Below are 5,819 nucleotides of genomic sequence, written 5' to 3'. Positions count from 1 at the left end.
AGTACTCAAGGAGGGCCGTCCAGGAAGCTGGATGGCCTTCTCTCATGGTGGTAGAAAGCAGAGTACAGGCAGAAAAATACAACACCGGGGAGCAGATTTACTGCTCAGATATTGCGTACCAGTAAACAAGGAATTAAACCCCTTTATCAGTCCCAAGGCTGTATGCACAAGCGGAACCGCCATTTGGTAGACAACAGCAGCGTGTGTGTCTGCTACCTCAACAAGGAGAACGGCGGGACGGCCTATACAGTGGACTATGCGGGAAAGAAAGGACTGGAGATCATCAACCTTGTCAAATCCTGTTCCCCGTTTTCGGCGGCGAAATGGCAACGGCAAAAATGCAGACAGTCAAGGGGACAGAGTGGAGTCCTTGACCGTTCCGGGCTGGGCTTATCGCAAAAAAATGACAGAAAGCCATAGGCTGGAGTGGTACTGGCAGCGGCTCTCAACCATCAGAACCATATCCGTTTTGTCAGTAGCGGTGTCGGTGATGTCCTGCACAAAATAGCCGGAAACGGGTGGGGACGGTGTTGCCCCTGGGGCGCTGTGTCACACAGTCCGAATTGAGAAGATTAAGCATTGAGGAAGAAATCCGCCAGCTTGAAAACAAGAAAAAGCGGCTCATCCAAGAGCAGAAAGAGCAAGAGCGCAAGGACAGGACAAACCGGCTCTGCAAGCGCATGGGGCTTTTTGAAAAGCTGCTGCCCGACACCATCCCGCTGACCGAGGAGCAGTTCAAGACCTTTGTGGAGCAGACCATCGCCACCGACCACAGCCGCCGCGTACTGGACGGATTGACCGCCCAAAACGCCGCCACAGCCACCGCACAGGGCGCAGGAACGGCGGGGAGGGATAACACCCAGCCCGCCGCCAAAACCGCCCATACAGCGCAGGAGGGCGGCGCAGACGGGAGCAGGGCGCAAAAGGTAACAGCGTATGTGGAAGGGTGTCAATGGGGGGCTGTGTAATTCCTTTTGGCTCTATATCTAAGCTCCGACAATGCTTCTTCTGCCTCTTTTTTTAAGGCACTATTTTGAAGAAAATTTTCAATAACCTTTTCGTACTTCAAATCACCCGAAAAGCCCAAAAAAGTAAGCACATAACTGGAACACTCCACGTCCATAGAGTACAGATGAGGTAAAATTACATCAAGATTAAAGCCGCAAAATACTTTTTGGGCGGTCATAATTTGCAAAGATATATGGAGTATATTTTCAACAATCGTTTTGTTGGAATAATCTTTGATGCGGCTAAAAAAATAGTTGACGATGGAAACGACCTCATCAGAGGTTATATTGGCGTATTCCAATTCATCCCCAATCGCGCTTAAAGCCATGTCTAATTTTCCTAAATCTTTTTCCAGAAAGACTGCCTCAAGGTTTTCCTTTGAATACATTAGCTGCCTCCAACAAATCAGATTTGAAAACATTCTACCACAAGTATTCGCACATTTCCAGCCATAAAATCTGTACCCACTATACTAGTGTCTCGCCCTGTGCTATACTTTTATCCAGAAGTTAAACAGGACAGGTCTGTTTCAGATTGGAGGCATGATGCCATGAAAAGAAAGTATGCCCTCGCCGCCGCCCTGGTCGGGGCGCTGGTGCTGCCGCTGTGCAGTTGCGGGGGTAGCGCAGAAGCAATAAAGAGGGAAGCCTATGAATACCTTGCCAGCCGGTATAATGCGGAGTTTACAATCGTCAGCGCCGAGCGTGAAGCAGATGGCCCCGGCCCACTCCCCGATCTCAATCCATCTTACCATTGGGTATTGACTGTAATGTCTGACCAATTCCCGGATGAAACTTTCGTCATGCGCCGCTTGCGAACGAACGGAAAAAAGTGGTGCTGGTTAGATGATTATTTTACTCTCTTGCTGCGTGAAGAAGCAACAAATTATTTTGCTGAAATAATAGAGCCATATTTGAATACTCCGTATGTTGTAAGAATACTTTGGGGTACAACTACTTGGCCCGATGGAACAGGAGAGGGAACATCACTTCACGAGTGGTTTCAAGCAAATGGAGAGATTTCACAGATACAAGTATTTTTAGATGATGTTATTCCCACTGATAATTTATGCAAAGCACCAGCAATCAACATTCTGCAAACTGAACCCAATGTTCATTACATTACATTCTTTAGACTTTCAAGCGATGGTTTCGCCAATGTTGTCCAAGGTAGCGAACCCATAGATATTTATCAAGAAGAATCTTCTAAAGATTGGTCGCAGACATGGCGAATAGACTATGGGCAATGGGATTTAGAAGAATAATCAGCGAAGTATTCCACCGATTGACAATCGAACAAAATCCGATTAGTCGCTCGAAATCGAAGCGTCATTTTGACGCTCTGATTTTCGGGCGGCTTTCTATTTCCCCAAATTCTAACAAGGGCGGGGCGCAGAGGTAACGGGCTTGCGCCACGTTCCCTGCCCCCGGCAAGGGCAAGTCCGCCGTTGCCGCAGCCGCTTACCGGGCGGGGGAGAAACTCACCAACGACTTTGACGGGGAAACCCACGACTATACCCACAAGGGCGGCGTTGTCCATACCGAGATTTTACTCCCCGGCCACGCCCCCGCCGCCTTTTCTGACAGGGCGGTTTTGTGGAACGCGGTGGAGAAAATCGAGAAAGCGAAAAACGCCCAGCTTGCAAGAGAAATTGAGATTGCCCTGCCCCGTGAATTGACAAGGGAGCAGGGCATTTCTCTTGTCCGCGAGTATGTGAAAGAGCAGTTTGTCAATGCTGGAATGTGCGCCGACTTTGCCATCCATGACACGGGCGGCGGCAACCCCCACGCCCATATCATGCTGACAATGCGCCCCATCCAGCAGAACGGCGCATGGGGAGCGAAGCAGAAAAAGGAGTACATTCTTGACCCGCAGGGAAAGAAAATCTATGACCCGAAAAAGCGGCAGTACAAGTGCAAGGCCATCCCCGCCACCGACTGGAACGAGCAGACCAAGGCCGAGGAATGGCGGGCGGCGTGGGCGCAGCTTTGCAACCGGGCGCTGGAGCAGTACGGACACGCCGGGCGCATCGACCACCGCAGTTATGAGCGGCAGGGCATCGACCAGATACCCACCGTCCATTTAGGCGTTGCCGCCTCCGCTATGGAGAAGCGCGGCATCCGCACCGAGCGCGGCGATCTGAACCGGGAAATCGAAGTTTCAAATCAGAAACTCCGGCAACTGAAAGCCCGTATCGCCAAGCTGCAAAAGTGGCTGAAAGAGGAACAGGAGAACACCGAGCCACCCACCCTTGCCGACTATATCCAGGGCATTTTGAGCCGCAGGACGCGGGAGGGGAAATCGCAGGTTTCCCAATCCATCTATAACCTCAAAGACGCGGCGAAAATGCTGAATTTCCTGCAAAGCAACAACATCATGGATATGGCGGGGCTTGATGAAAAATTCAAGTCCATGATAGGGGAACAGCTTGACATCCAGCATAAACTGAAACCCATTGACCGGCGGTTAGGCACTCTGAAAAAGCACATCGAGCAGGCCGAGATTTATTTCAAGTATAAGGGAAAAAAGCATTTGACCGAGGCCGAGCAAATCCTGTTCACGGCGGCGCACGATTATCTGAAAGGCGTGATGAACGGCAAGACCGCCCTGCCGGTAAAGGCATGGAAAGCGGAGTATGCCAAGCTGACCGCCGAACGGGAAACGCTCAACCGGCGGTATCTCGCATTGAAAGAGGAAGTGAAAGAAGCCGAGCAAATCCGCAGGAGCGTTTACAACATCTTGCGGCAGGAACAGCGGGAGCAGCAGCCCCGCAGGGCGCAGAATATGGAGCGGTAACAGGCGGGGCGGCGGGGAATGTCTACATCTACCCCGCTGCACTATTTCAACTCACAAATATATAACATTTTTAGGATAATTCTTTTGCCGCTGCTTCCATTTTGCCACATAAGGTCTGCTACTTTCGATGGGATCATAAACCCAGCCACCAGTACACCAGTCTAAAAGGCTCGTGAAATCAGGAAAACAAACGGCTTTCGTAGGCATCTTTTTATCATAATCCTCTTGGCTATCAAAACTGAATAAAAGTTCATCATGTTCCAAGCAATAAATATCTTCAGTCAAGCAGTCAAGAATTAACAAGCGATTATCATTCATACTGCCAATACAGACACATTTCATTTTCCAACTTCCATCGCTCTCTGGAACATCACTATATGTTTCACTGACTTTGAAAAGTTTGATTTCTACCTGTCCAATTATTCCATCATCTGGTTCCCATAGCCACCTTTCATTATCCCCTGCATCTTTTGTCATATCACAAAATGAGAAAAACGCTTCGCCCTTTTGAATGACTTTGGGGTAATAAATTGCGCCGTCCGGATGTTGACGCAAAAAATCCTTATAGTCACTCGGAAGTGAAAAACCAATCTTTCTTTCCAGCATATCTGCGGCATTCACTTTATTGAACGCTCCTTCCATTTCAGAAACTTTTTGACACTATTGTGTTTCCTCAAAAACTTCCTCTTTATTTGCTTCCCCAAGTATAGCAGATTTTTCCGCCGCAAGCAATCGGCGATCATGTCCGTTCCGCCTATCCAGACCGTCAAGGCCGAGTAGTATTTTTTGCTTCGCAAAAAATCTCCGCTCTGCCCCCTTGACTGTCTGGATTTTTGCCGTTGCCATTTCGCCGCCGAAAACGGGGAACAGGATTTGACAATCCTGCCCCCCGCTTTCGTCCGCTTCATTTTAATGGCAAAACCGTCTGCACTGGTGCGGCGGCTGACGGTAGGTTTTGCGGTGGCTCTGCCCCCGCGCCCCCGGCCTCTCCCAAAGAACAGAATAAGGGCAAGTGCGTAACCGGCGGGCGTGGACATTTACTCGCCACGGGTGGGGGAAGTCGTGTTCTGAAATCACCTCGCTGCTGTCAGCATCTTTCAAGGCCACATAGACGGCTGTTCATCTCCAGTCATTTCAAAAAACTTGCATTTACACTCCGGGCAGACAGATGGAATAATCAGCGGACAAAATTTTAGTTTCGCATACTTGATATGTTGCCCCTTTATGGTAAAAAAGCACTCTTTCTCTTTCAAATCATTCCCCCCGCGTTTTAGGACGTAATATGGAAATGGATGTCCGCAGCAAGGACATCTCCAAAAAAGTTTTGGAGTAAATTTAAGCGGAGTAGCCACCAAAAAAATCGGGAGTGATATAACAAACGCCACAATGAAAAACGCCAAGAAAGGTTTGCTCTCTATCAAGGCACTCATTTCAATATTCTCACCCAAAATCCTGTCCAAAACAACCACAGGAATGAACAATACCATCGCACAAACACAAGAAGCGGCAAAGCATCCCCATTGTATCATGAATGCTGTTTTCATAAATGCACAGCATCGCCGGAACCGGGGCGGCATCTGCGGGAAAACATACGGAAACGGCTTTGACATATTCTCTTGTTGCAGTCGCCAATTTGAAAAATCATCCGTTGCTCTTTTCATAATCCTGTCCTCGGAATTTTTCGTTTGCCTGCCCATATCACACATACAGCAAGACATAAGCTCCCGCCAGTACAAGGGCTTTGGACTTTAAGTATAGCACATCTCCCCAGCGAAAACAATCACCGCTTTCTAAAGGCAAATGCGTAACCGGCGGGCATGGACATTTAGGCTTGCGGCACAGCCCCCAACCCCCATGAATACGGGCTTCCTGGGGCGTTCCAAGCCCCGGCGTGGGGCGGGGTATAGTTTTATACTACCTACCCCCGAAAACGGCTTTTAACCGTCCACGGGGCTTTTCCCGCCTGATTTTTCCCATCCCTTGAAAAGTTCCTCTTGACAAAAAGCCTAAAGGAC

6 protein-coding genes and 1 pseudogene are annotated in these 5,819 nt (G+C 49.2%); 3 read left to right on the top strand and 4 right to left on the bottom strand.

What is annotated here, in order from left to right; translation table 11 throughout:
• Positions 1 to 530 precede the first annotated feature (530 nt).
• Positions 531 to 968 carry a DUF3847 domain-containing protein gene (locus C816_RS06360; RefSeq protein ID WP_016324517.1) on the top strand — a complete coding sequence of 146 codons (438 nt, stop codon included), beginning with the start codon at positions 531 to 533 and terminating at the stop codon, positions 966 to 968.
• On the opposite strand, the gene C816_RS06355 is transcribed toward C816_RS06360, so the two are convergent.
• Positions 950 to 1,396 (bottom strand): hypothetical protein, encoded by a 447-nt coding sequence (locus tag C816_RS06355; RefSeq protein WP_016324516.1) that lies wholly within the window; start codon positions 1,394 to 1,396, stop codon positions 950 to 952. The genes C816_RS06360 and C816_RS06355 overlap by 19 nt on opposite strands.
• 162 nt (positions 1,397 to 1,558) lie before the next feature.
• Between C816_RS06355 and C816_RS06350 the strand changes: the two genes are divergently transcribed.
• Complete coding sequence (locus C816_RS06350; protein WP_016324515.1) at positions 1,559 to 2,272, top strand: hypothetical protein; 714 nt, start codon at positions 1,559 to 1,561, stop codon at positions 2,270 to 2,272.
• Between the two features lie 176 nt (positions 2,273 to 2,448).
• Positions 2,449 to 3,804, top strand: a pseudogene (gene mobQ, locus C816_RS06345) (MobQ family relaxase); the annotation flags it as partial.
• A gap of 51 nt (positions 3,805 to 3,855) precedes the next feature.
• Here mobQ and C816_RS06340 read toward each other — a convergent pair.
• From C816_RS06340 to C816_RS23510, 3 genes are all read right to left on the bottom strand, one after another.
• The gene (locus C816_RS06340) at positions 3,856 to 4,446 is read right to left on the bottom strand and encodes an SMI1/KNR4 family protein (protein ID WP_155978940.1); all 591 of its coding nucleotides are present in this window, start codon (positions 4,444 to 4,446) and stop codon (positions 3,856 to 3,858) included.
• A gap of 18 nt (positions 4,447 to 4,464) precedes the next feature.
• The gene (locus C816_RS24485) at positions 4,465 to 4,650 is read right to left on the bottom strand and encodes a hypothetical protein (RefSeq protein ID WP_207636897.1); all 186 of its coding nucleotides are present in this window, start codon (positions 4,648 to 4,650) and stop codon (positions 4,465 to 4,467) included.
• A 251-nt stretch (positions 4,651 to 4,901) separates the two neighbouring features.
• Complete coding sequence (locus C816_RS23510) at positions 4,902 to 5,465, bottom strand: hypothetical protein (RefSeq protein ID WP_155978939.1); 564 nt, start codon at positions 5,463 to 5,465, stop codon at positions 4,902 to 4,904.
• Between the last annotated feature and the right edge of the window lie 354 nt (positions 5,466 to 5,819).

The sequence above is a fragment of the Oscillibacter sp. 1-3 genome (assembly GCF_000403435.2).
GTDB lineage: Bacteria > Bacillota > Clostridia > Oscillospirales > Oscillospiraceae > Oscillibacter.
Note: the sequence above shows the minus strand (reverse complement) of the source record. Positions and strands in the feature narration are given on the sequence as shown.

Excerpts from the sequence above, each read along its gene's own strand:
- C816_RS24485 (WP_207636897.1), bottom strand. The coding sequence starts at position 4,650 with ATGGCAACGGCAAAAATCCAGACAGTCAAGGGGGCAGAGCGGAGATTT.
- C816_RS06340 (WP_155978940.1), bottom strand. The coding sequence starts at position 4,446 with ATGGAAGGAGCGTTCAATAAAGTGAATGCCGCAGATATGCTGGAAAGA.
- C816_RS06350 (WP_016324515.1), top strand. The coding sequence starts at position 1,559 with ATGAAAAGAAAGTATGCCCTCGCCGCCGCCCTGGTCGGGGCGCTGGTG.
- C816_RS06355 (WP_016324516.1), bottom strand. The coding sequence starts at position 1,396 with ATGTATTCAAAGGAAAACCTTGAGGCAGTCTTTCTGGAAAAAGATTTA.
- C816_RS23510 (WP_155978939.1), bottom strand. The coding sequence starts at position 5,465 with ATGAAAAGAGCAACGGATGATTTTTCAAATTGGCGACTGCAACAAGAG.